Annotated in this window: 22 protein-coding genes; 17 read left to right on the top strand and 5 right to left on the bottom strand. The window is 59.5% G+C overall.

All coding sequences use genetic code 11. The annotated features are described in order from the left end of the window. Nucleotides 1–104: 104 nt before the first annotated feature. Nucleotides 105–644 (top strand): hypothetical protein, encoded by a 540-nt coding sequence (locus KW837_RS04075; protein ID WP_218394609.1) that lies wholly within the window; start codon nt 105–107, stop codon nt 642–644. A gap of 152 nt (nt 645–796) precedes the next feature. Here KW837_RS04075 and KW837_RS04080 read toward each other — a convergent pair whose 3' ends face one another. Together KW837_RS04080 and KW837_RS04085 are read right to left on the bottom strand one after the other, a co-directional pair. After that, the gene (locus KW837_RS04080; protein ID WP_218394610.1) at nt 797–1,408 is read right to left on the bottom strand and encodes a glutathione S-transferase; all 612 of its coding nucleotides are present in this window, start codon (nt 1,406–1,408) and stop codon (nt 797–799) included. 74 nt (nt 1,409–1,482) lie between these two features. Further along, nucleotides 1,483–2,403 (bottom strand): MurR/RpiR family transcriptional regulator, encoded by a 921-nt coding sequence (locus KW837_RS04085; protein WP_007907898.1) that lies wholly within the window; start codon nt 2,401–2,403, stop codon nt 1,483–1,485. Nucleotides 2,404–2,713: 310 nt separating this feature from the next. Between KW837_RS04085 and iolC the strand changes: the two genes are divergently transcribed. The 14 genes from iolC to KW837_RS04155 all read left to right on the top strand — a co-directional run bounded on the left by iolC (nt 2,714) and on the right by KW837_RS04155 (nt 20,795). Continuing rightward, nucleotides 2,714–4,651, top strand: coding sequence for a 5-dehydro-2-deoxygluconokinase (gene iolC, locus KW837_RS04090; RefSeq protein ID WP_218394611.1), 1,938 nt, complete (start codon nt 2,714–2,716; stop codon nt 4,649–4,651). A gap of 136 nt (nt 4,652–4,787) precedes the next feature. Beyond that, complete coding sequence (iolE, locus tag KW837_RS04095) at nt 4,788–5,678, top strand: myo-inosose-2 dehydratase (RefSeq protein WP_218394612.1); 891 nt, start codon at nt 4,788–4,790, stop codon at nt 5,676–5,678. Then, complete coding sequence (gene iolB / locus KW837_RS04100; RefSeq protein WP_218394613.1) at nt 5,678–6,487, top strand: 5-deoxy-glucuronate isomerase; 810 nt, start codon at nt 5,678–5,680, stop codon at nt 6,485–6,487. Before iolE ends, iolB begins: the two co-directional genes overlap by 1 nt. A gap of 44 nt (nt 6,488–6,531) precedes the next feature. Then, a complete protein-coding gene (locus KW837_RS04105; protein ID WP_218394614.1) occupies nt 6,532–8,034 on the top strand; it encodes a CoA-acylating methylmalonate-semialdehyde dehydrogenase in 1,503 nt (500 codons plus the stop codon). A 26-nt stretch (nt 8,035–8,060) separates the two neighbouring features. Further along, nucleotides 8,061–8,882: a TIM barrel protein gene (locus KW837_RS04110; protein ID WP_218394615.1), complete on the top strand. Its 822-nt coding sequence runs from the start codon at nt 8,061–8,063 to the stop codon at nt 8,880–8,882. Between the two features lie 151 nt (nt 8,883–9,033). Next, nucleotides 9,034–10,965 carry a 3D-(3,5/4)-trihydroxycyclohexane-1,2-dione acylhydrolase (decyclizing) gene (gene iolD, locus KW837_RS04115; protein WP_218394616.1) on the top strand — a complete coding sequence of 644 codons (1,932 nt, stop codon included), beginning with the start codon at nt 9,034–9,036 and terminating at the stop codon, nt 10,963–10,965. A gap of 31 nt (nt 10,966–10,996) precedes the next feature. Continuing rightward, nucleotides 10,997–12,022 carry a Gfo/Idh/MocA family protein gene (locus KW837_RS04120; RefSeq protein ID WP_218394617.1) on the top strand — a complete coding sequence of 342 codons (1,026 nt, stop codon included), beginning with the start codon at nt 10,997–10,999 and terminating at the stop codon, nt 12,020–12,022. Between the two features lie 151 nt (nt 12,023–12,173). Continuing rightward, on the top strand, nt 12,174–13,034 hold the full coding sequence (locus tag KW837_RS04125; protein WP_218394618.1) for a sugar phosphate isomerase/epimerase family protein: 861 nt from the start codon (nt 12,174–12,176) through the stop codon (nt 13,032–13,034). A gap of 153 nt (nt 13,035–13,187) precedes the next feature. Further along, entirely contained in the window at nt 13,188–14,240 is a 1,053-nt protein-coding gene (locus KW837_RS04130; protein WP_218394619.1) for a Gfo/Idh/MocA family oxidoreductase, read from the top strand. Between the two features lie 366 nt (nt 14,241–14,606). After that, nucleotides 14,607–15,533, top strand: a complete 927-nt coding sequence (locus KW837_RS04135) for a sugar ABC transporter substrate-binding protein (protein WP_007907891.1) — start codon at nt 14,607–14,609, stop codon at nt 15,531–15,533. 69 nt (nt 15,534–15,602) lie between these two features. Further along, on the top strand, nt 15,603–17,168 hold the full coding sequence (locus tag KW837_RS04140) for a sugar ABC transporter ATP-binding protein (protein WP_218394620.1): 1,566 nt from the start codon (nt 15,603–15,605) through the stop codon (nt 17,166–17,168). Between the two features lie 56 nt (nt 17,169–17,224). Beyond that, nucleotides 17,225–18,247, top strand: coding sequence for an ABC transporter permease (locus KW837_RS04145; RefSeq protein WP_007907889.1), 1,023 nt, complete (start codon nt 17,225–17,227; stop codon nt 18,245–18,247). Nucleotides 18,248–18,574: 327 nt separating this feature from the next. Further along, on the top strand, nt 18,575–18,979 hold the full coding sequence (locus tag KW837_RS04150) for a TraR/DksA family transcriptional regulator (protein ID WP_007907888.1): 405 nt from the start codon (nt 18,575–18,577) through the stop codon (nt 18,977–18,979). Nucleotides 18,980–19,571: 592 nt separating this feature from the next. Continuing rightward, a complete protein-coding gene (locus KW837_RS04155) occupies nt 19,572–20,795 on the top strand; it encodes a methyl-accepting chemotaxis protein (RefSeq protein ID WP_371317117.1) in 1,224 nt (407 codons plus the stop codon). A gap of 125 nt (nt 20,796–20,920) precedes the next feature. Here the strand turns inward: KW837_RS04155 and KW837_RS04160 are convergent, their stop codons facing one another. From KW837_RS04160 to KW837_RS04170, 3 genes are all read right to left on the bottom strand, one after another. Then, a complete protein-coding gene (locus tag KW837_RS04160; protein WP_192342784.1) occupies nt 20,921–21,160 on the bottom strand; it encodes a DUF2789 domain-containing protein in 240 nt (79 codons plus the stop codon). Nucleotides 21,161–21,237: 77 nt separating this feature from the next. Further along, nucleotides 21,238–21,468 carry a hypothetical protein gene (locus tag KW837_RS04165; RefSeq protein ID WP_192342785.1) on the bottom strand — a complete coding sequence of 77 codons (231 nt, stop codon included), beginning with the start codon at nt 21,466–21,468 and terminating at the stop codon, nt 21,238–21,240. A 157-nt stretch (nt 21,469–21,625) separates the two neighbouring features. Next, nucleotides 21,626–21,874: a hypothetical protein gene (locus KW837_RS04170; RefSeq protein WP_218394622.1), complete on the bottom strand. Its 249-nt coding sequence runs from the start codon at nt 21,872–21,874 to the stop codon at nt 21,626–21,628. Nucleotides 21,875–22,284: 410 nt separating this feature from the next. Between KW837_RS04170 and KW837_RS04175 the strand changes: the two genes are divergently transcribed. Together KW837_RS04175 and KW837_RS04180 are read left to right on the top strand one after the other, a co-directional pair. Next, nucleotides 22,285–22,755, top strand: coding sequence for a hypothetical protein (locus KW837_RS04175; RefSeq protein ID WP_008067697.1), 471 nt, complete (start codon nt 22,285–22,287; stop codon nt 22,753–22,755). Next, entirely contained in the window at nt 22,755–22,958 is a 204-nt protein-coding gene (locus tag KW837_RS04180; RefSeq protein WP_218394623.1) for a hypothetical protein, read from the top strand. Before KW837_RS04175 ends, KW837_RS04180 begins: the two co-directional genes overlap by 1 nt. Nucleotides 22,959–23,065 lie beyond the last annotated feature (107 nt).

Here is a 23,065-nt window from a genome sequence, read left to right on the forward strand (position 1 = left end):
AGAAGCGGCGTTTTGCTTTTCCGTCCCTGATACAGCGAGAATCACCCCTGTGTACGCACAGCTGCTTCCACTTAAATTTTGTGTTGCCTCACAGGAGAAATACCTTGGACAAAAAGGAAAGCAAACGGCAACTGGTGACGATGCTCGAAAGCGGGCGTTCGAAGACCGAAATTTTCAAGACGCTGTCCGGCGGGGAGGTCAAGGATCGGGTGCTGGCGTACTGGATCGGTGCCTATGCGGACCCTGCGCTGTGTCAGCGGCACTCCGGCAAGATCAAGGCATTACTGTTTCTGACGATTGCTCAAGCGTTGCTCGGTGCAGTCTTCGGATTCTTCCTCGGCTCGATGATCGGGCCAGGTGCCGCTGTGTTTTTCACCCTGTTTGCCGCAGGGGTGCCGCTGCTGTTCGCCTGGGGTTTTTACAGGAATGTTGCGCAGGCCTACACCATTTACGTGATCCTGTCCCTGAGCCAGTTTCCACGCATGTTTCAGGGGTTTGAGGAAGATCCGTTGCTGACGCTCATGGGTGCGGCAATCACCTTGGGCATGGTGTTTTTCGTCGCTTACCTCAAGACGCTGTTGTTCCCGGATCTGGGCTTCCTGGGCTCGAAGAAAGTCAAAGGGCACTACGTGTTTTCCAGCTGAAGATCGGTGCCGGGCGCGGCAGAAATGGAGTGCTTGAGGACGCCTTCGCGGGCAAGCCTCGCTCCTACAGGTTCTGCGCCGATCATGCGGGCACTGATTACCTGTAGGAGCGAGGCTTGCCCGCGAAGACTTCGGTACTGGCGCAACAATTCTCAATCGATCGGCGTACCGACAAACACCTCAAGCCCCTCGGCATACGCCGTGAACGCGCTGATCCGTGGAAACTGCGCAACCTCCACCTGATCCGGCACCATCAGGTTGGTAAAACTCCAGGCCACCGCCAGGGTAATTCCGTCTTGCGCAATCGAACCGTCGGTTTTCAGCGGCTGTTTTTCCAACTCCCGCTCCAGCGCCGAATACGCCGCAGCCAATTGTCCTTCGACTCGTTCCACCCAAGGCGCGTACTGAATTTCCGCTGGCCGCAGGTTACGTTCGTAATAAAGCTGCACCGATTTCTCACATGCTGCCAACGCCAGGCCGGTCAGCCGTAGCGAGCGCAAACGTTGCTCCAGATCGTTGGGTATCAGGCTGTTACCCGGCGCAGCCAGAGCTTCCAGGTAGTCGATGATCAGCGTCGAATCCATCAACACCTCGCCATCATCCAGCACCAGGGTCGGCGCCTTCACCACCGGGTTGATCTGCTGGAACTGCGCGAAGTTTCTGAACACCGAAACCGACTCATGCTCCAGCGGTATGCCCAGGCACTTGGCGGAAATGGCGACGCGCCGCACGTAGGGCGAATCCAGCATGCCGATCAGTTTCATTGAGCCTCTCCTTGACGGTCCTTGGGGGATGGACAACCTTAGCTGAGGTTCAGCGACCTGCAAACGGCCTCGCGCTAATCCTCAAAACCTACCTGCTCATGAATCTCATCAACCTTCAATTCCAGTCGATAAGCCACGGCGATAAACAGCGCCTGGCACAGGCACAAGGTCGCACTCAGCGAGCGGAAGGCAAACGAGCTGCCTTCGTTGACCAGCAGCACAGTGTTGGCGCGCTTGGCCAACGGTGAAAGGTTGCTGTCGGTGATGATCAGGGTTTTCGCCTGATGGTGCTGGGCAATACGCAGGCAGTGCTGGGTTTCCTTGCCGTAGGGCGTGAAGCTGATGGCAATCACCAGGTCATTGGCGCGCACGCTGCGCATCTGCTCGCGGTAACTGCCGCCCAGACCCGACACCAAGTGGATGCGCTTGTTGGTGTGTTGCAGGTTGTAGACCAGGTAATCGGCCACCGCGAACGAGCGACGCACCCCGACCACGTAGATGTTGTCGGCATTCACCACCAGGTCCACGGCTTTGTCGAAGGCCTGGTCATCGAGTTCCAACCCTAGCCGTTCAATGCCCGACAGGGTGGCGTTGATGCATTCGCGCGCCAGATCGCCGCCGCTGGCCTTCTGGGACTTGTTGGCGATCATGCTGCGGATGCGCTGCTGGTAGTTCTGCACCGGCGTGGTCTTGTGGGTGTAGGCCTCGCGAAACAGCGCCTGCATTTCGCTGAAACCGCTGAAGCCGAAACGCTGGGAAAACCGCACGATGGCCGACGGGTGCACTTCGCATTCGCGGGCGATGTCGCTGATGCGGTCGACCATGATCCGGTCGCTCTGCTGGCTCATGTAGCTGGCGATGCGTTTGAGCTGGCGCGGCAGGCTTTCGTATTCATCGGTGATCAGCTGCAACAAACGCTCGGCATTGATCGGAGGGCTGGCGAGATCGCTGTCGGGCGTGCTCTCGGTCGTAGCCGGCTGATCGGTGCGGGACATAAGGAATCCTTCTGGCTTGTGCTTATAGAGATGACAGGCGGGTCATCCCCTGACAATAGGTTGGCTGTGCGCAGTCTACAGGGTAGGCCGGAATAAAATCTTGAGCTTGCGCCCGCCTTGGGGTCTGCTGAAACGATGCACTGTGTCTGGAACGCTTGTGTAGAAGTTTATTGGAAAAAATATTCCACGCAAAAAATATTTGGAATAATTATTGATTGTTCGGTCCCGGTCGTTTTAGTCTGCATCCACCAAGAGTGTTCGGCGCCTTCATCGCCCCGAACGCAGGCTGATAAAAATAACAGGAGCCAGCATGGGCCAGACTCGTTTTGCCAGTGGGCGTCAATTGGATCTGATTTGCCTGGGGCGCCTAGGCGTCGACCTCTATGCGCAGCAAGTCGGAGCGCGGCTGGAGGATGTAAGCAGCTTCGCCAAATACCTCGGCGGTTCGTCCGCCAACATCGCCTTCGGCACCGCTCGGCTAGGTCTGAAGTCGGCGATGCTGAGCCGGGTAGGAGACGACCACATGGGTCGCTTCCTCGTTGAATCGCTGACCCGTGAAGGCTGCGACGTCAGCGGCATCAAGGTCGATCCGGAACGCCTGACCGCCATGGTCCTGCTGGGCCTCAAGGACCGTGAAACCTTTCCCCTGGTGTTCTACCGCGAAAACTGCGCCGACATGGCGTTGCGCGCCGAAGACATCAACGAAGCCTTTATCGCCTCCAGCAAAGCCTTGCTGATCACCGGCACCCATTTCTCCACCGATGGCGTCTACAAGGCGAGCATCCAGGCGCTGGACTATGCCGAAAAGCACAACGTCAAACGGGTGCTGGACATCGACTATCGCCCGGTGCTCTGGGGGCTGGCCGGCAAGGCGGACGGCGAAACCCGGTTCGTCGCCGACCAGAATGTCAGCCAGCACGTGCAGAAAATCCTCCCGCGCTTCGACCTGATCGTCGGCACTGAAGAAGAATTCCTGATTGCCGGGGGTTCCGAGGATTTGCTCACTGCATTGCAGAACGTCCGGCGCCTGAGCGCGGCGACGTTGGTGGTCAAGCTCGGCCCGCAAGGCTGCACGGTGATTCACGGAGCGATCCCGGCGCGTCTCGAAGACGGCGCGATCTACCCCGGCGTGCGCGTCGAAGTGCTGAATGTGCTGGGGGCCGGCGATGCCTTCATGTCCGGTTTCCTCAGCGGCTGGCTGGAGGACGCCAGCGTCGAGCGTTGCTGCCAGTTGGCCAATGCCTGCGGTGGCTTGGTGGTGTCGCGCCATGCATGCGCCCCGGCGATGCCGACCCGTGCCGAACTCGACTATCTATTCAACAGCCCGGTACCAATTACCCGGCCGGATCAGGACGCCGTGTTGCAGCGTCTGCATCAGGTCAGTGTGCCGCGCAAACAGTGGAAACAACTGTTCATCTTTGCCTTCGATCATCGCGGGCAATTGGTGGAGCTGGCCCACAAGGGCGGTCGCGACCTGAACGCGATCGGCGAACTCAAACAACTCTTTATCCAGGCCGTGGAACGGGTCGAAGCGGATTTGCGTGAGCAGGGCGTCGACGCCGACGTCGGCTTGCTGGCCGATCAACGTTTCGGTCAGGACTCGCTGAATGCTGCCACCGGTCGCGGCTGGTGGGTGGCGCGGCCGGTGGAAGTACAGGGTTCGCGACCATTGGCGTTCGAACACGGTCGCTCGATTGGCAGCAACCTGATCGCTTGGCCACAAGAGCAGATCATCAAATGCCTGGTGCAATTCCACCCCGACGACGAACCCCTGCTGCGTCTGGAGCAGGAAGCGCAGATCAAGGGTTTGTATCAGGCCTCGCAAGTCAGCGGTCATGAACTGCTGCTGGAGATTATTCCGCCCAAGGATCACCCATCACAGCATCCGGACGTGCTGTATCGCGCGCTGAAACGCCTCTACAACCTGGGTATCTACCCGGCGTGGTGGAAGATCGAAGCGCAAAGCGCCGAGGAATGGAAACAACTCGACGAGCTGATTCAGGAACGCGATCCGTACTGCCGTGGCGTGGTGCTGCTGGGCTTGAATGCACCGGCGGCGGCGTTGGCCGAAGGGTTTCAGCAGGCCAGCCAGAGCCAGACCTGTCGTGGTTTCGCCGTAGGCCGGACGATTTTCCAGGAGCCGAGCCGCGCGTGGATGGCCGGTGAAATCGACGACGAAACGCTGATCCGCCAGGTGCAGGGCACGTTCGTCGAATTGATCGATGCCTGGCGCACGGCCCGGGCCTGACGTAACACCGCGTTATCGTTCTTCGCGGGCAAGCCTCGCTCCTACGGGAAGCTGCGGTGTTCTGTAGGAGCGAGGCTTGCCCGCGAAGGCGGCCTCAGACTCAACGGTAATTTAGAAAACAATAAAAGGTGCAGCCATGCCCGCTATCCGAATTGGCATCAACCCGATCTCCTGGAGCAACGACGACTTGCCGTCCCTCGGTGGCGAGACGCCGTTGAACACCGCCCTCAGCGAAGGCAAGGACATCGGCTACGAAGGCTTCGAACTCAACGGTAAATTCCCCAAGGATGCCAAAGGCGTCGGCGACGTGCTGCGGCCCTACGATCTGGCGCTGGTGTCTGGCTGGTATTCCAGCCGTCTGGCCCGCCGTTCCGTGGCCGAGGAAATCGACGCCATCGCCAGCCATGTCGAGCTACTGGCGAAGAACGGCGCCAAGGTGCTGGTCTATGGCGAAGTCGCCGACTCGATTCAAGGTCAGCGCATTCCACTGGTCGAGCGCCCGCGTTTTCACACCGAACAGGCCTGGCAGGATTACGCCGACAAACTCACCGAACTGGCACGCTTCACCCTGTCTCAGGGCGTGCGCCTGGCGTATCACCATCACATGGGCGCCTACGTCGAATCCCCGGCGGACATCGACAAACTGATGGCATTGACCGGCAGCGAAGTCGGCCTGCTGTTCGATTCGGGCCACTGCTACATGGGCGGCGGTGAACCCTTGCAGGTGCTGCGCAAACACATCGAACGCATCTGCCACGTGCATTTCAAGGACGTGCGCAAACCGGTGGTGCAACTGGCGCGCAACAACCTGTGGAGCTTCCCGGACTGCATCATCAACGGTACGTTCACCGTGCCCGGCGATGGCGACATCGATTTCGGTGCCTTGCTCGACGTGCTGCTGGGTGCCGATTACCACGGCTGGCTGGTGGTCGAGGCCGAGCAGGATCCGGCGGTGGCACCGAGTTATGTCTATGCCAAAAAAGGCTACGACACGCTGCGTGCGCTGCTCGACGAGAGGATTAAGTGATGAGCCTTTTGGTCAAGAGCAATGCACGCGGGCGGACCATGGTCGAGTTGGGGCAAGGGGAGCTGGAGTACGTCGGCTTCGCCGCGTACCGCCTGAGCCTCGGCGAAACCCTGCCGGTCAGCGCCGGTGACAAGGAACTGTGCCTGGTGCTGCTCAGCGGTCGGGTCAGCATCAAGGGCGAAGCGCCGGGGCAGGGCGCGTTCGATTGGGACAACATCGGCGATCGCCAATCGGTGTTCGAAGACAAGTCGCCGTTCGCCGCGTACTTGCCACCGGGCAGTCAGGCGCAAGTGGTCGCACTCAGCGACGTGCAGATCGCCGTCTGCGCCGCGCCCGGTTCGACCGCCGAAAACCTCGGCCCACGGCTGATCAAACCCGACAGCATGAAGCGCAGTGTGCGTGGCAAGGGCGCCAACACCCGTTACGTCTGCGACATCCTGCCGGACACCGAACCGGCCCATTCGCTGCTGGTGGTGGAAGTGCGTACGCCGTCCGGGCACTCCTCGAGCTACCCGCCGCACAAGCACGACACCGACGATCTGCCACACCAGAGTTTTCTCGAAGAAACCTATTACCACCAGATCAATCCGCCCCAGGGCTTCGTGTTCCAGCGGGTCTACACCGACGATCGCAGTATCGACCAGGCCATGGCCGTGGAAAACAGCGACCTGGTCGTCGTGCCCAAGGGCTATCACCCGGTCAGCGTGCCCTACGGCTACGAGTCGTATTACCTGAACGTGATGGCCGGGCCGAAACGCGTCTGGCAGTTCCATAACGATCCGCAGCACAGTTGGCTGCTTGAGCTCTGAACTAAAAAGCCTGAATTTCAACATTCAAAGGGAGAACAAGAACAATGAGCGATGCCCCGGTAATAGGCCATTACATCGACGGTCAGGTGCAAGACAGCGGCAACGAGCGCTTCAGCAATGTCTTCAACCCAGCCACTGGCGCGGTACAGGCGCGGGTCGGGCTGGCTAGCCAGAAGACCGTGGACGAAGCCGTCGCCTCGGCCCTGAAGGCGTTTCCGGCGTGGTCCGAGCAATCGTCCCTGCGCCGTTCGCGGGTGATGTTCAAGTTCAAGGAACTGCTCGACCGTCATCACAATGAACTGGCGGAAATCATCAGCCGCGAACACGGCAAGGTGTTCTCGGACGCCAAGGGCGAAGTGACGCGCGGCATCGAAATCGTCGAGTACGCCTGCGGTGCGCCGAACCTGCTGAAAACCGATTTCAGCGACAACATCGGCGGCGGCATCGACAACTGGAACCTGCGCCAGCCGTTGGGCGTCTGCGCCGGTGTCACGCCGTTCAACTTCCCGGTGATGGTGCCGCTGTGGATGATCCCGCTGGCGCTGGTCACCGGTAACTGTTTCATCCTCAAACCCTCCGAGCGCGACCCGTCGGCCAGTTTGCTGATGGCGAAATTATTGACCGAAGCCGGGCTGCCGGACGGTGTGTTCAACGTGGTCCAGGGCGACAAGACCGCGGTCGATGCCTTGCTGCAACACCCGGACATCGAGGCGATTTCCTTTGTCGGCTCGACACCGATTGCCGAGTACATCCACCAGCAAGCGACCTCGCGCGGCAAACGCGTACAGGCGCTGGGCGGGGCGAAGAACCACATGATCGTCATGCCCGATGCTGATCTGGACCAAGCGGCAGATGCATTGATCGGCGCCGCTTACGGCTCGGCCGGTGAGCGTTGCATGGCGATTTCGATTGCCGTGGCCGTCGGTGATGTCGGCGACCAACTGATTGCCAAACTGCTGCCGCGTATCGATCAACTGAAAGTCGGCAATGGCATGCAGGGCGACAGCGACATGGGGCCGCTGGTGACTGCCGAGCACAAGGCCAAGGTCGAGGGCTTTATCGGTGAAGGCGTGGCCCAGGGCGCGCAGCTGATTGTCGACGGGCGCAACTTCAAGGTGCCGGGGGCCGAGAACGGCTTTTTCGTCGGCGCGACGCTGTTCGATAACGTCACCACTGAGATGAGCATCTACCAGCAAGAGATCTTCGGCCCGGTGCTGGGCATCGTGCGCGTGCCGGATTTCGCCAGCGCCGTGGCGCTGATCAACGCCCATGAATTCGGCAACGGCGTGTCCTGCTTCACCAGCGATGGCGGCATCGCCCGTTCATTTGCCCGCAACATCAAGGTTGGCATGGTCGGCATCAACGTACCGATTCCGGTACCGATGGCTTGGCATTCGTTCGGCGGCTGGAAGCGCTCGCTGTTCGGTGATCACCACGCTTACGGTGAAGAAGGCATCCGCTTCTACAGCCGTTACAAAAGCGTGATGCAGCGCTGGCCCGACAGTATTGCCAAGGGCCCTGAATTCAGCATGCCGACAGCCAAATAATTCACTTGTGCGGAGAACAACAAAAAATGAGCAAACCCCTGCGTTTCGCCCTGAATCGTATGGTCGCCCCACGTTTGTCCCTGCCCGCGTTCATTGAGTTGGCGGTGACCCTCAAGGCCGACGCCATCGAGATCCGCAACGACCTCAAGGGTGTCGAGATCGAGGACGGCACCGCGCCCGAACACGTGCGTGAGCTGTGCGCGGCCAAAGGCATCACCGTGCTGTCGATCAACGCGCTGTATCCGTTCGATGTGTGGAATGACGAGCGCCGTGCACACGCCCTGAAACTCGCCGCTTATGCCCGTGATTGCGGCGCGCAGGGTTTGGTGATGTGCCCGTTGAACGACCGTGCCGATCCACGAACTGAGGCGCAGCGTGCTGCCGGGCTGCGCACGGCGTTGAGCGAACTGGCGCCGATCCTGCGCGATCACGGCATCCTCGGTTTCATCGAGCCGCTGGGTTTCGAAGAATGCTCGCTGCGGCGCAAACGCACGGCGGTCGACGCGATCAAGGCCATCGGTGGGCTGGATGTGTTCCGTCTGGTGCATGACACCTTTCACCATCACTTGGCCTGCGAACATGAGTTCTTCCCCGAGCTGACCGGGCTGGTGCACATCTCCGGCGTCGAAGATGCCGAGGCGCCACTGGCGACCATCCGCGACGGCCACCGGGTGCTGGTGGGCGAGGGCGACATCCTCGGCAACGCGGCGCAGATCGAAACCTTGCTCGCTACCGGCTACAGCGGCTACCTGTCGTTCGAGCCGTTCGCCGACAGTGTCCATGGCCTGGCGGATATCCAGACGGCGATTGGCGCGAGTATGGATCACCTGCAGAAATCCCTGAGCTGACATTGTTTTTGAACTGATGGAGATCAACTGTGGGAGCGGGCTTGCTCGCGAAGACGGCGGCACATTCAACATTGAAGTCGCCTGACACACCGCCTTCGCGAGCAAGCCCGCTCCCACATTGATCGGATTTGCATACAGAAAAGGTGCAAGCATGACCACAACAAGACTGACCATGGCCCAGGCCCTGGTGAAATTCCTCGATAACCAGTACATCGAGGTCGATGGGGTTCAGAGCAAATTCGTCGCCGGGATCTTTACCATTTTCGGCCACGGTAATGTGCTGGGTCTGGGGCAAGCCCTGGAACAGGACAGCGGCGACCTGATCGTCCATCAGGGTCGCAACGAGCAAGGCATGGCCCACGCCGCCATCGGTTTCGCCAAGCAACACCTGCGGCGCAAGATCTACGCCTGCTCTTCATCGGTAGGGCCGGGGGCAGCGAACATGCTGACCGCTGCCGCGACGGCCACTGCCAACCGTATTCCCTTGCTGCTGTTGCCCGGTGACGTTTATGCGTGCCGCCAACCGGACCCGGTACTGCAACAGATCGAGCAGTTCCACGACCTGAGCATCAGCACCAACGATGCGTTCAAGGCCGTGAGCAAATACTGGGACCGGATCAACCGTCCCGAGCAACTGATGACCGCGGCGATCCACGCCATGCGCGTGCTCACCGACCCCGCCGAAACCGGCGCGGTAACCCTGGCCTTGCCGCAAGACGTGCAGGCCGAGGCGTACGACTACCCCGATTACTTCCTGCAAAAACGCGTACACCGCATCGAGCGCCGCCCGGCCACCGAAGCGATGCTCGGTGATGCCTTGGCGCTGTTCAAAGGCAAGCGCAAGCCGCTGATCATCTGTGGCGGTGGGGTCAAATACTCCGGCGCCAATGCAGCGTTGCAGGCGTTCGCTGAGCGCTTCGATATTCCCTTTGCCGAAACCCAGGCCGGCAAAAGCGCGGTGGTGTCCAGCCATCCGCTGAACGTCGGCGGGATCGGCGAAACCGGTTGCCTGGCGGCGAACCTGCTGGCCAAGGATGCTGATTTGATCATCGGTGTCGGCACTCGCTACAGCGATTTCACCACCGCGTCGAAATCCTTGTTCAAACATGCGGACGTGCAATTTCTCAACCTCAATATCAGCCCTTGCGATGCGCTGAAACTCGACGGCGTGCAACTGCTGGCAGACGCCAAAACCGGTTTGCAGGCACTGGCCGAAGCACTGGGCGATTACCGCTCGGGCTGGGGTGATCAACCCCGTCAAGCCAAGGCGCAACTGGATGAAGAAGTCGATCGCATTTATCAGGTCGAATACCAGGCCAAAGATTTCGTCCCGGAAATCAATGACCACCTGGACCCGGCGGTGCTGCGCGAATTCATCGAGCTGACCGGCTCCTGCCTGACCCAGAGCCGGGTGCTCGGCGTGCTCAATGAAACCCTGGCCGATGACGCCGTGATCGTCGCCGCCGCTGGCAGTTTGCCCGGTGACTTGCAGCGCAGCTGGCGCAGCAAGGGCGTGAACACTTACCACGTCGAGTACGGTTATTCGTGCATGGGTTACGAGGTGAACGCCGCGCTGGGCGTGAAGCTCGCCGAGCCTGAGCGCGAGGTCTACGCACTGGTGGGCGATGGCTCCTACATGATGCTGCACTCGGAGCTGGCGACCTCGATCCAGGAGCGGCGCAAGATCAACGTGGTACTGCTGGACAACATGACCTTCGGCTGCATCAACAACCTGCAAATGGAACACGGCATGGACAGCTTCGGCACCGAGTTCCGGTTCCGTAATCCGGAAACCGGCAAGCTCGATGGCGGCTTCGTGCCGGTGGATTTCGCCATGAGCGCGGCGGCTTACGGCTGCAAGACTTACAAAGTGAACACCGTTGAAGAGCTGCGAGCCGCGTTGGCCGATGCGCGTTTGCAAACGGTGTCGACGCTGATCGACATCAAGGTCCTGCCCAAAACCATGATTCACAAATACCTGTCGTGGTGGCGGGTCGGCGTGGCGCAAGTCTCCACCAGCGCCCGCACCGATGCGGTGGCCAAGACCCTCAATGAACGACTGGCCAAGGCCCGTCAATACTGATTGCCCTGAACGAACCCACAGGAGTGTTTATATGTCTTTGCTTTCCAATTCGTTGCGGATCGGCGTTATCGGCACCGGGGCCATCGGCCAGGACCACATCCGTCGTTGCAGCCAGACCTTGCTCAACAGCCAGGTCGTCGCGGTCACCGACATCAATTTGCAGCAAGCGGCCAAGGTCGTTTCCGATCTGAAGCTGACTGCCGAGGTCTATCCTGACGGTCATGCGTTGATCAAGGCGCGGGAAGTCGACGCGATTCTCGTGACCTCCTGGGGCCCGAGCCACGAAGAATTTGTACTGGCAGCGATTGCCGCTGGCAAACCGGTTTTCTGCGAGAAACCGCTGGCGGTCACTGCCGAAGGCTGCCGCAAGATCGTCGAGGCCGAAGTGGCCCATGGCAAACGGCTGGTGCAGGTCGGTTTCATGCGCCCGTACGATGAGGGTTATCGGGCGTTGAAAGCAGTGATCGACAGCGGCCAGATCGGCGAGCCGTTGATGCTGCACTGCGCCCACCGCAACCCGACCGTGGGTGAAAACTACAAGACTGACATGGCGATCACCGACACGCTGATTCATGAGCTGGACGTGTTGCGCTGGTTGCTCGACGACGATTATGTGTCGGTGCAAGTGGTGTTCCCGCGCAAGACCAGCAAGGCCCACGCCCATTTGAAAGACCCGCAGATCGTATTGCTGGAAACCGCCAAGGGCACCCGTATCGATGTGGAAGTGTTCGTCAACTGCCAGTACGGCTACGACATCCAGTGCGAAGTGGTGGGGGAGACCGGCATCGCCAAACTGCCGGAACCGTCGCAGGTTCAGTTGCGCAGTGGGGCGAAGCTGTCCAATGCAATTTTGATGGACTGGAAGGACCGGTTCATCGCCGCGTATGACGTCGAATTGCAGGCGTTCATCGATGGCGTGCGGGCCGGGCAGGTCGGCGGGCCGTCGGCATGGGATGGTTTCGCGGCAGCGGTGGCGGCGGATGCCTGCATCGAAGCGCAGAGCAGCGGCCAGATCGTAAAAGTCGGCCTGCCAGACCGCCCCCGTTTCTACGGCTAACCCCGATCCCTCTGTAGGAGCGAGGCTTGCCCGCGAAGACGTCGGCACATTCAACATTGATGTCGGCTGAACGTGCGCCTTCGCGGGCAAGCCTCGCTCCTACAGGGGTTGGTGTCTGGGTTCAGATTCTGGTTAAGGAGAACAAAAAAACATGCGCATCGCACTAGACCCCTACATGTACCGCAACCTGTCCCTGGGCAAGATGGTCGACAAGGTTGCCGAGCTTGGTTACGAACACATCGAGTTGTCGCCCCGGGAAGATTTCCTGCCGTTCTATAAAGCCCCGCGGGTCGACAAGGCGCGGATCAAGGAATTTCGCAAAGCCCTGAGCGACACCGGGGTCAAACTCTCTTCCTTGTTACCGATGTACCACTGGGCAGCCGCCGATGAAGGTTTGCGTGTGGCCGCCGTGCGTAACTGGAAGCGCGCGATCCAGATTGCCGTGGAGATGGACTGCGAACTGGTCAACACCGAGTTCACCGGCCAGTCGGACAACCCGCTGGTGTGCGAAAACCAGTTCATGCGCTCCATGGACGAACTGATCCCCGAGTTCGAACACGAAGGTATCAAGCTCGATATCCAGGCCCACCCTTATGACTTCTGCGAGCGCAATAACGAGTCGGTGGACATCATTCGCGGTCTGGACCGGGACTGGATCAACTACCTCTATGCTGCGCCGCACACGTTTTTCTATGACGACGGTGTCGGTGACATCGCCTCGATGCTCAAGTACGCCGGCTCGAAACTGAGCCACTTGATCATCGCCGACACCTACAACCACAAGGCTTCCTCGGGCTTGCGCTACATCGTCAACCCGCCGGGCGTCACCGCCACCGTGCACCAGCATCTGGACATCGGCCAGGGCGAGGTCGACTGGGAAGCGTTTTTCGGTACCCTGCGCGAGATCAAGTTCGATGGCATCGCGACCGTCTCGGTATTCGCCTGGGAAGACCGGCCGGACGAGTCCAATCGCATGATGCTTGAACGCGTGACCCGCGAACTCTGCCAATAACCCCGGCATACACAAAACCTGTGGGAGCGGGCTTGCTCGCGAAGACGGCGGCACATTCAGCATTGATATCACCTGACACATCGCCTTCGCGAGCAAGCCCGCTCCCACAAGGTCCGTGTGCATCCGGTGATTAACTATAAGGAGAATACTTTCATGCGTATCGGACTTGTCGGTTACGGCCATGGCGGCCGGTTTTTTCATGCTCCGCTGATCAGCAGTTTGCCGGCGGCGACCTTTGTAGGCGTGGTCACCCGTTCTGCCGAGCGCCGACAACTGCTGGCGGCGGAGCATCCCGGTGTGCCGGCTTTCGACAGCATCGGCCAACTGGTCGAAGCCGGGGTCGATGTGCTGGTGATCTCCACACCGCTCAAAGGTCGCCCGGCGCTGGTGCTCGACGCCATCGAACACGAAGTGGCGGTGGTCAGCGACAAGCCGTTCGCTGGTGATGCGCAACAAGCGCAAACCCTGATCACCATGGCCGAGCGCCAAGGCGTGCAACTGAGCGTCTACCAGAACCGGCGCTGGGACTCGGACTTTCTCACCGTGCGCAAACTCATCGAGTCCGGTGCGCTGGGTCAGGTCACCCGTTTCGAATCGCGGATCGAGCGCTATTCGCCGCAGTCGGTGAACAACGGCAGCGGCGGCGGTTTCCTGCGCGATCTGGGCAGCCATCTGGTGGATCAGGCGCTCTTGTTGTTCGGCCCCGTCACCCGGGTTTACGCCGAACTGGATTACCTCGAAAAAGGCCAGGCCTTCGACAACGGCTTCTTTATGTCCCTGACCCATGCCAACGGCGTGATCTCGCACCTGGGCGGCAGTTGCCTGCAAAACACCCCCGGCCCGCGCTTTCGCGTGACCGGCACCCAGGGTTGCTACAGCGTCGACGGTCTGGACGGGCAGGAGGCGTCGACCCTCGCCGGGCTCACGCCGAAATCCGAAGGCGAGCGCTGGGGCGTCGAAGAGCATCGGCGCTGGGGCTGGTTCGAGCAGGGCGAGGTGCGTGAGCGGGTGCCGTCCGAGCGTGGCTGCTGGAATCAGTTCTATTTGCAGCTACAAACCGCGTTACAGAGCGGTGGCCCACTGCCGGTCGAGGCACGTGATGCACTGGCGACCACCCGCGTGCTAGACGCTGCGCGGCTCAGCTTTGAGCGACATCAAGTGGTGGCACTGAGCCCGTTCGACAGTCATGGAATAAAATCAGAATAAAATTCTAAAATGAGTTGATATAGAAATTATTTTCCAATAAAGTCATTTCCAGGTTGCCGACTATCAACGTCCGATCACGCTCAAGCAGGCCTTGAACGAGTGAAGGACGCACCAAAAACAAGAAACAAAGCCAGGTACCGTCGATGAAAACCTTCAACTCTGCTCTGCATGCTTTACGTTCCGCGCTGCACCTCTCTCGCGACCTGCGTCGCGTCTCGTTTCATTCCTTCTTTCGCTTGCTTTGCGTCGAACGCAATGGCGCCCTGGTCTGCTGTATTCCGGGTGCACCGATAGTCCGCTTGCCCGCTCACTGAAATCGTCACGCCTTATCCATAAAACCAACAAGAATGTGGAGAAAGACTTTTCATGAAGACCAAGATCCGTTTCGCCTCGCTGGCCTTGTCCCTGATGTTCGCCAGCGGCGCCGCACTCGCTGACATGAAGATCGGCGTCAGCATGTCGCAGTTCGATGACACCTGGCTGACCTACCTGCGCGAATCCATGGACACCAAAGCCAAGTCCTATCCCGATGGCGTCAAGCTGCAGTTCGAAGACGCGCGCAGCGACGTGGTCAGGCAGTTGAGCCAGGTAGAAAGCTTCATCAGCCAGAAGGTCGACGCCATTGTGGTCAACCCGGTGGATACCGCCGCCACCAAAAAAATCACTGAAGCGGCGGTCAAGGCCGGTATTCCGCTGGTGTACGTCAATCGTCGTCCCGATGACCTGAACCTGCCCAAAGGCGTGGTCACTGTCGCCTCCAACGATCTGGAGGCCGGCCAGATGCAGATGCAGTACCTGGCCGAAAAAATGGGCGGCAAGGGCGACATCGTGATTCTGCTCGGTGATTTGGCCAACAACTCCACCACCAACCGCACCAAGGGCGTAAAAGAGGTGCTGACCAAGTACCCGAACATCAAGATCGAGCAAGAGCAGTCCGGCATCTGGTCGCGGGACAAGGGCATGACCCTGGTCAACGACTGGCTGACCCAGGGCCGCAAATTCGACGCGGTGGTCTCCAACAACGACGAGATGGCGATTGGCGCGGCAATGGCCCTGCAACAGGCTGGCGTCGCCAAAGGCAGTGTGCTGATCGCCGGTGTCGACGGTACGCCCGACGGTTTGAACGCGGTGAAGAAGGGCTCTCTGCTGGTCTCGGTGTTCCAGGACGCCAAGGGTCAGGCGGACGGTTCGATCGACACGGCGGTGAAAATGGCCAAAAACGAACCGGTCGAGCCGGCCGTGTGGGTGCCGTATCGCCTGATCACGCTGCAAAACGTCGACACCTTCAAATAGTCCGTCCGTTCGATAACAACAATAAGCACGCAAGGTTGCAACGCGACCTTGCTGATGGAGTACCTGATCATGTTCGCTTCAGCGACTGCTTCGAGCACCCCGTTAATGGGTGTCCAGCCAACTGCAACACCTGTCGATGAGCCGTACCTGCTGGAGATCATCAACGTCAGCAAGGGATTTCCCGGTGTGGTGGCCTTGTCCGACGTACAGCTGCGGGTACGTCCCGGTTCCGTGCTGGCGCTGATGGGCGAGAACGGCGCCGGCAAATCCACCCTGATGAAAATCATTGCCGGCATCTACCAGCCGGACGCCGGCGAGTTGCGCCTGCGGGGCAAACCGGTGGTTTTCGAAACACCGCTGGCTGCGCTCCAGGCCGGGATCGCGATGATCCACCAGGAACTCAACCTGATGCCGCACATGAGCATCGCCGAGAACATCTGGATCGGTCGCGAACAGCTCAACGGCCTGCACATGATCGACCATCGCGAGATGCACCGTTGCACCGCCAAACTGCTGGAACGTCTGCGGATCAACCTCGACCCGGAAGAGCAGGTGGGCAACCTGAGCATCGCCGAACGGCAGATGGTCGAGATCGCCAAGGCTGTGTCCTATGACTCCGACGTCCTGATCATGGACGAGCCGACCTCGGCCATCACCGATAAGGAAGTCGCCCATCTGTTCTCGATCATTGCCGACCTCAAGCGCCAGGGCAAAGGCATCATCTACATCACCCACAAAATGAACGAAGTGTTCAGCATCGCCGATGAAGTGGCGGTGTTCCGTGACGGCGCCTACATCGGCCTGCAGCGGGCCGACAGCATGGACGGCGACAGCCTGATTTCAATGATGGTCGGCCGCGAGCTGAGCCAGTTGTTCCCGGTGCGCGAGAAGCCAATCGGCGATCTGTTGCTGTCGGTACGCGACCTCAAGCTGGACGGCATTTTCAAGGACGTCTCCTTCGACCTGCATGCCGGGGAGATCCTTGGCATCGCCGGGTTGATGGGCTCGGGGCGGACCAACGTCGCCGAAGCGATTTTCGGCATCACCCCAAGCGACGGTGGCGAAATCCGCCTCGACGGCGAGGTGGTGCGCATCAGCGATCCGCACATGGCGATCGAGAAGGGCTTCGCACTGTTGACCGAAGATCGCAAATTGAGCGGCCTGTTTCCGTGCCTGTCGGTGCTGGAAAACATGGAAATGGCAGTCTTGCCCCATTACGTCGGCAACGGCTTCATCCAGCAGAAAGCCTTGCGCGCGTTATGTGAAGACATGTGCAAGAAGCTGCGGGTGAAAACCCCGTCCCTGGAGCAATGCATCGACACGCTGTCCGGTGGTAATCAGCAGAAGGCCTTGCTGGCGCGCTGGCTGATGACCAATCCGCGCATCCTGATTCTCGACGAGCCGACCCGGGGCATCGATGTCGGTGCCAAGGCCGAGATCTACCGGCTTATTTCCTACCTCGCCAGCGAAGGCATGGCGGTGATCATGATTTCCTCGGAACTGCCGGAAGTGCTGGGCATGAGCGACCGGGTCATGGTCATGCACGAGGGCGACCTGATGGGCACTCTCGACCGCAGCGAAGCGACCCAGGAACGGGTGATGCAACTGGCCTCGGGCATGTCCGCGGTTCACTAATGGATGCTGGCGGTGGCCATGGCCGCCGTCGCGACGCAATAGAAGGGTGAGTGGTTATGAACGCGATACTGGAAAACAAGCCTGCAGCGGTACCGGTCAAGAGTCGCCGGCGCTTTCCGACCGAATTGAGTATTTTCCTGGTGCTGATCGGCATCGGCCTGGTCTTCGAAATGTTCGGCTGGATCGTGCGGGACCAGAGCTTCCTGATGAACTCTCAGCGTCTGGTGCTGATGATCCTGCAAGTGTCGATCATCGGCCTGCTGGCGATCGGGGTGACCCAGGTCATCATCACCACCGGTATCGACCTGTCCTCCGGTTCGGTGCTGGCGCTGTCGGCGATGATTGCCGCCAGCCTGGCCCAGACCTCGGACTTTGCCCGGGCGGTGTTTCCGTCCCTGACCGACTTGCCGGTGTGGATTCCAGTGATCGTCGGGCTCGGAGTGGGATTACTGGCGGGGGCGATCAACGGCAGCATCATTGCGATCACCGGGATTCCGCCGTTCATTGCCACCCTCGGCATGATGGTCTCGGCCCGCGGCCTGGCGCGCTACTACACCGAAGGTCAGCCGGTGAGCATGCTCTCGGATTCCTACACGGCCATCGGACACGGCGCGATGCCGGTGATCATCTTTCTGGTGGTGGCGGTGATCTTTCACATCGCCCTGCGCTACACCAAGTACGGTAAATACACCTACGCCATCGGCGGCAACATGCAGGCGGCGCGCACCTCCGGGATCAACGTCAAGCGGCATCTGGTGATCGTCTACAGCATCGCCGGGTTGCTTGCCGGCCTGGCCGGGGTCGTGGCGTCGGCGCGGGCCGCGACCGGGCAGGCCGGGATGGGCATGTCTTACGAACTGGATGCGATTGCCGCGGCGGTCATCGGCGGCACCAGCCTGGCCGGTGGCGTAGGGCGGATCACCGGCACGGTGATCGGCGCGTTGATCCTCGGGGTCATGGCCAGCGGCTTTACCTTTGTCGGGGTTGATGCTTATATTCAAGACATCATCAAGGGGCTGATTATTGTGGTGGCGGTGGTCATCGACCAGTACCGCAACAAGCGCAAACTCAAGCGCTGAAGCCGGACAAAACGCGAAAATGCGCCACGCCTGACCCGCGTGGCGCAGCCGTTTGTCTTCTATATACAGCCGCTCGACTGAATTTCTTGCTATAAACGCACTCCGATAAGCGCCTCAAAGCCAGCCGTAGCGCACTTTCAGGGCTTTGTCGGACAGATTTGCTGTCTTTTCAGTTGCTGAGGCCTCAAGTCGGCCTTAGACTGCCGCCCCTCGTAAATTGAGTGCCGGGTGGCGCTTGGAATAAACGGCGCCTTTCCAATGAACGCTTCAGGTTCAACGGATCGCTCCCTAATTCGCCTTAATGCACGTTTTTTTATAGAGATATCAATGACAAAGGACAAGTTGCTGGCCATGCCGGCGGATGACTACATGAATGCCGAGCAACATGCTTTTTTCTCTGAGCTGTTGCAGAACATGAAAGTCGAAACCCATGAGCGCATCGAGCAGAATCGCATCGCCATCGAGAGCCTGGACACCCCGGCCGATCCGGCTGACGCGGCTTCCGTCGAAGAAGAGCGCACCTGGCTGGTGAACGCGATCGATCGCGACCAGCGCATGCTGCCTCAGTTGGAACAAGCCCTGGAACGCATCAAGGAAGACAGCTTCGGCTGGTGCGATGACAGCGGCGAGGCCATCGGCCTGAAACGCCTGCTGATCAGCCCGACCACCAAGTACTGCATCGAAGCTCAAGAGCGTCACGAACAGATCGACAAGCACCAGCGTCAGGCTTGATTCAGTAGCGCCCCCATCGCGGGCAAGCCTCGCTCCTACGGACATGACCTGTAGGAGCGAGGCTTGCCCGCGAAGCTTTTTGTCGCCCAAAAAAATTTCACGCACTTCTATTGATCTGCTGCAACCCCCACTACTAACGGACCATAGATAATGGCTTTGTAGTGGCGTTTAATGCGATCACAACAACTAGAAGACGCGTGGGGTGACGAAGATGACGAGGGACGGATCTCTGGTTGGGGCAATGCCTGCACCAGCACTTTTGCCGAAAAACCTTTGGCTGACGCCGACCCTGCAAAGCATCGCCCTGATGCTATTGCTGTGCGGCATGGCATTGGCTGGCTGGTCGCTTTACCTTGGCCTGCCATTGGCCGTGCTGATTATCTGGCTGCCGCGCCTGCGCTCGCGCACTCTCCCTGATGCAACCCCCGCAGACAGTTCCAGCGCCATCGCCGAATTGACTCGCGATCTTTCCTACACCACCAGTCATAACGCCTTGTCGGCCGCCGGCGTGGCCTATTCGGTCAAACAACTGGCGGACAAACTGCAATCGCAGCTCAACGCCGCGGCGCAGATTGTCAGCAGCGCTGAAGTGATGATCGCCACCGAGCACGCTACGTCGAAACTCAGTCGGGAAGCCTTGGGCGCGGCCAGCGAAGCTCATCAGAGCAGCGCGGCAGGGCGCACGGAACTGGTCGAGTCCATTGCGCGCATGCATCAACTCAGTGAGCGTGCCAGCAGCAGTCGCGAGCTGATCGAAGCCTTGAGCCTGCGCAGCGACGATATCCAGCGGGTCACGCTGGTGATCCAGTCCATCGCCAGCCAGACCAATTTGTTGGCGCTGAACGCGGCCATCGAAGCGGCGCGGGCCGGCGAGCACGGTCGCGGTTTTGCGGTGGTGGCCGATGAGGTTCGCGGGCTGGCCGCGCGCACGGCGACGGCGACCGGTGAAGTCGGGGAGATGGTTGCCGACATTCAGCAGCGCACCGCGCAAGTGGTGGAGCAGATTCGTCAACTGGCGAGCGATCTGAATACCGGTGTTGCGCAAGTCGAGCACACCGGGCAGCACCTGGAAAACATCGCGCGCCTGGCCGCCGGGGTCGAAAGGCAGGTCGGGGAAATCGCCCAGGGCGCAGACACCAACCGCGAACAACTCGACAGTCTGTTCCACGCCATCGAACAGATGCGCAGCGATCTGGCGATCAGCGACCAGCAGACCCAGCGGCTCGCCCAGGCAGCGGTGCAAATGGAAGGGCAGGCCGAATCCATCAGCGAACGCCTGGCCGAAGTCGGGCTGGATGACTATCACCAGCGGATTTACGATCTGGCCCGCGAAGGGGCGAGTCAGATAGCGGCACGCTTCGAAGCGGACATCGATCAGGGCCGGATCAGCCTCGATGACCTGTTTGATCGCAGTTACCAGACGATCCCCAACACCAGCCCGGCCAAATACCAGACCCGTTTCGACCGCTACACCGATCAGGTATTGCCGGCGATTCAGGAACCGTTGCTGCCGCGCCATGAAGGCCTGGTGTTCGCCATCGCCTGCACGCAGCAGGGTTATGTGCCCACCCATAACACCGTGTTCAGCCAGCCGCTGACCGGTGACGTACAGGTCGATACCCTGCACAACCGCACCAAACGCAAATTCACCGACCGCACCGGGATCCGTTGTGGCAGCCACCAACAGGCCGTGTTGTTGCAGACTTACACCCGCGATACCGGTGAACTGATGCACGACCTGTCGGTGCCGATCATGCTCAAGGGGCGGCATTGGGGTGGTTTGCGGTTGGGTTACAAACCACAAAAATCTCGCTGAGCTTAAGTGAACAGCATTACCTGTAGGAGCGAGGCTTGCCCGCGAAGGCGGTGTGTCAGTCGGCATCAGTGTTGAATGGCACACCGCCTTCGCGGGCAAGCCTCGCTCCTACAGAGTGAATCTGGCTAGTGGATTTGGTGCATGCGCAGGTTCAGGTCGTCGACCACATGCGCCCAATCGGCGTCTTCACGCAGTTGTTCTTTGAGGAAGCCGGCTTGCTGCGGGGTCCAGAACTCGGCGTCGATGAGTTTCTTGTTGTCGGCCAGGGGAGAATGGCTGGCAATGAAATCGTCGATGGCCTTCTCGCTGGAGTCCAGACCGAGCTGGTCGAACAGGCCTTTCAAATCATGTGTGGGTGAGTCCATCTTCATCTCCTTGCAGATAATTCGTCGCGTCGAGTGCGAGCAAAAGCAGGGATGAGCATAGACTGCAAATCCGATGATCAGGTCTTCAATGCACCTTCATCGACGGCAAGCTTCAGCGCCTTGGCGGCATCCTGGGCGGCAACGGCCGCGACATCCGCGGTCTTGAACCAGCGATCCTTTTCGACCTGGTGAGACGTCACAGTGGTCAACGGCGGTTTGGCGCGCATGATAATGACTGCCTGGAATTCGCCTTCGACCTCTCTGGCTTCGCCCCGGATAAAAAATTCACCGATATCAAATTCCGTCACGTAGCAGTCTTCCCTTGGAAATAGTTGTTGTGTTGAGCGCCGTCCGCCCTGGGGGCGGGTTTCATTGGTCGGGCAGTATGGCAGTAGTTGCCTGTCGGCGGCTGAGTTAAGTCACCGGTGTGACGAAACGTCTATAGAAGTGAGCGCTGCAGGTGCCTCAACTGCGTTCCTCGAGTAAACGGGCAAGGGCGCAGGCATCGTTATGGTTGCCGCGGAAACCTCTTACACGTCCGGTGGATATTTCCCTGATGTGGAAAAAGGCGTTGCCGGCCAATACCACCTGAAAACGTGGGAGCAGACGCTCTTCAGGCAGGAAATCCTGCTCGTGGAACACCATCGAATGCAGAGATGACGAGCCATTTGTGTGTCGGATGTGAGGCTGGGCAAAGTGAGTCAGTGTGCACATATGAAGTCCTTTTCGTGGTTTTACCGACGTGTGTACGGTGTTATGGGTAGTCTCGGTGAGCATGGCTGCTCTAGAATCGCCATTGATGGTTGGCGATTGATGCCCATCTAAAGCAATTTTTTACTGGCGATATGTCGGAAAAGTGCTTTTTTTAAAGAGAATTTTCCCTAAAGTTGGTAATCCGGTTTTATCTGGCCGTCAGAAGGGCGTTTTCCTTCAACATCTGACGACCGCCAGGCAAGACGACGTGAGGGATGTTCCAGTAATCTTCTCAAACCTCACGATGAATGGGCCCTCTGCTCATTCCAGGATTCGACCCGGGTCATTTGGCTACACCTCGGCATTGCCGCTTTTTTCTGCTGTGCGCGTTTCCCGCGTACGGCGTCATTTTCAGATGTGGGGATGTTTCCTTGGCAGTAAGTAATCTCGATATGCATGCTTTGTTCGTACTGGGTGATTTGCGCGCAAAGCTGGTTAAACAGTTTCAGTCACGTTTCGTCTACATCACCGAACAGAACGCTGAAGGCATTTACATTGCCGAGCTCGACACCGAAGCAGCGCTGGTGGTGGATGACAAGCCAGGGCTTAAACTCAAGGTCGGCGACCATTTCAGTGCTTCCGTATTGCCCAGCCGCGAAGGCGGCAAGCTGGACATCAAGTTCCGCGAAATCAAACTGACGGTGTACGGGCTGGGGGATTACGCGTTCGTGACCACCGCAGACGGCCACGGCATTGTGTTCAAGGAAGGTCATAGTGTGGTGATGGTGTTCGCGGCCCATCAACAATTGCAGGAAGGCCTGACCAAAACCCTGAAAGCCGTGACCGCCAAGGCCGCCAAGTGGCGCAAGGGCGAACTGGTGACTTTCAAGGCCAGCGAGTAATGACCCTGACCCGCGCCGACTTCCACGAACAGAACCAGGCCAGTGCCCACGCCGAGGCGCAGCGCTTGTTGGCTCAAAAGGCCGTTCTACAGGGAGCCTGGCTGAGTTGGGTGGCGTCACAGATTTACCTGTTGCGTCCGGCGGCGTACGCCAGCATGGTCAGAAGAGAGCTTGCACGCTTGCAGGAACCTTGCGAAAGTTAATCCTCGTCCCTCGAAAGCAGGAACCTCAACTACAGTCAGATGACTGAGTATTCAGAGGCTTGCGGTCTTCTTTGTCAGGCCATCCTGCTATTGCTGTGAACAGCGCG

This window comes from Pseudomonas sp. PDM24, from assembly GCF_019218905.1.
In the GTDB taxonomy this organism is placed as follows: domain Bacteria; phylum Pseudomonadota; class Gammaproteobacteria; order Pseudomonadales; family Pseudomonadaceae; genus Aquipseudomonas.